The sequence below is a fragment of the Microbacterium sp. CCH5-D1 genome (assembly GCF_001557335.1).
GTDB lineage: Bacteria > Actinomycetota > Actinomycetes > Actinomycetales > Microbacteriaceae > Microbacterium > Microbacterium oxydans.
This window is the reverse complement of sequence record NZ_LSJW01000024.1, coordinates 1-1,559: the sequence shown is the minus strand read 5'-3', so window position 1 is coordinate 1,559 and position 1,559 is coordinate 1. Positions and strand designations below refer to the sequence as shown.

At 68.2% G+C, this 1,559-nt stretch carries 3 protein-coding genes; 1 reads left to right on the top strand and 2 read right to left on the bottom strand.

Annotation, left to right across the window (positions count from 1 at the left end):
- On the top strand, window positions 1–315 hold a 315-nt coding region (locus AX744_RS20470), incomplete at its 5' end, for a hypothetical protein (RefSeq protein ID WP_061015209.1).
- A 27-nt stretch (window positions 316–342) separates the two neighbouring features.
- Here the strand turns inward: AX744_RS20470 and pth are convergent.
- Both pth and AX744_RS01600 read right to left on the bottom strand, forming a co-directional pair.
- Entirely contained in the window at window positions 343–924 is a 582-nt protein-coding gene (gene pth / locus AX744_RS01605) for an aminoacyl-tRNA hydrolase (protein WP_046748930.1), read from the bottom strand.
- A gap of 101 nt (window positions 925–1,025) precedes the next feature.
- The coding region (locus AX744_RS01600; RefSeq protein ID WP_061015208.1) for a 50S ribosomal protein L25/general stress protein Ctc at window positions 1,026–1,559 on the bottom strand (534 nt) is incomplete at its 5' end.

The following is a 1,559-nucleotide window of genomic DNA, read 5'->3' as shown; positions in this document are numbered from 1 at the left end:
ATCGTCGTCAGCGTCAGCGCGTTCGAGATCGGTCGGTACCTGCCCAACGGCGCATCGGTCACCGCCGATGACCTCCGGGTGCTGACCCCGGTCCGGGATCAGGTGCTCTGGGCGGAGCTCTCGTTCTGGCTCGGGACCCTCGTCGGCGTCGCCGCGATCGTCCTCGGCATCATCGCGATCGCCAAGAAGCGTGGCCGGGGTGCAGGAATCGCCGCTCTCGTGGTGGCGGTCCTGGCGTCGGTGATCTTCTTCATCGCACTGGTGGTGGCTCTCACGACCGGCGCCGCTGCGGGGATGTCGAACTTCTCGGCCTGACCGCACTGCCGGTAGGCAGCTGCCGCGTCAGCGCGGCGCGTGGTGTTTCTGCTGCGCCGCCAGGAGTCCTTCGTCGACCAGCAGCTCGACCGCATCGGCGGCATCCGAGACGAGGATCGGCAGGTTCGGCCGCTCTTCCTTGCCGAAGGGTGCCAGCACCCAGTCCGCAGGATCCTGACGCCCGATCGGACGACCGATGCCGACTCGCACGCGCGGGAAATCCGCCGTGCCCAGCGCTCTGGCGACGTCGCGCACACCGTTGTGCCCTCCGTGCCCGCCGCCCGTCTTGAGCTTGACGGTGTCGAACGGGATGTCGAGCTCGTCGTGCACGACGACCACCTGCTCGGTGGGGACCGAGTAGAACCGCGCCAGAGCCGCCACCGGCGTGCCCGAGACGTTCATGAACGTGTTGGGCTTGGCGAGCACCAGCTTGTCCGCGCCAGGGCGCAGCCAGGTCTCGACGACGCGCGCTCCCCCCTTGTGCTCGCGGAACGCCTCAGAACGCCGCGAGGCGAGCTCATCGACGACCATCTGTCCGATGTTGTGCCGAGTGCTCTCATACCGCGGGCCGGGGTTGCCGAGCCCCACCACGAGCCAGGTCGATGGCATGTCCTCGTCCTCTCCCTGTCCGGGGCTGCAGCATCCCGGTCAGGATACGACAGAGGGGACGCGATCGGATCGCGTCCCCTCTGTGATGAATCAGTCGGAGATCACTCCGCGGCGGCCTCTTCGGTCGCCTCATCGGCGGACTCGCCTTCGGTCTCCGCCTCGTCCTCTTCCGCGGGTGCGGCGGGCACGGAGATCGCGACGACGAGCACCTCGGGGTCGGAGAGCAGCGTGGAGCCCTTGGGGAGCTGCACGTCGGCGGCGGTGATGTGCGCGCCCTCTTCCAGGCCCTCGACCGAGACCTCGATGTTCTGGGGGATGTGCGTGGCCTCGGCCTCGATCGACACGGTGGTGGCGTCGAGGTTCGCGATCGTACCGGGAGCGGACTCGCCCGTGACGATGATCGGGACGTCGATGGCGACCTTCTCGCCCTTCTTCACGACGAGCAGGTCGATGTGCTCGATGATCTGGTGCACCGGGTCCTTCTGCACGTCCTTGACCAGAGCGAGCTGGGACTTGCCCTCGATGTCGAGCTCGAGCAGCGCGTTCGCGCGGCGCAGGATGAGCGAGACCTGGTGGCCGGGGAGCGCGACGTGCACCGGCTCCGTGCCGTGACCGTAGATGACGGCGGGGATCTT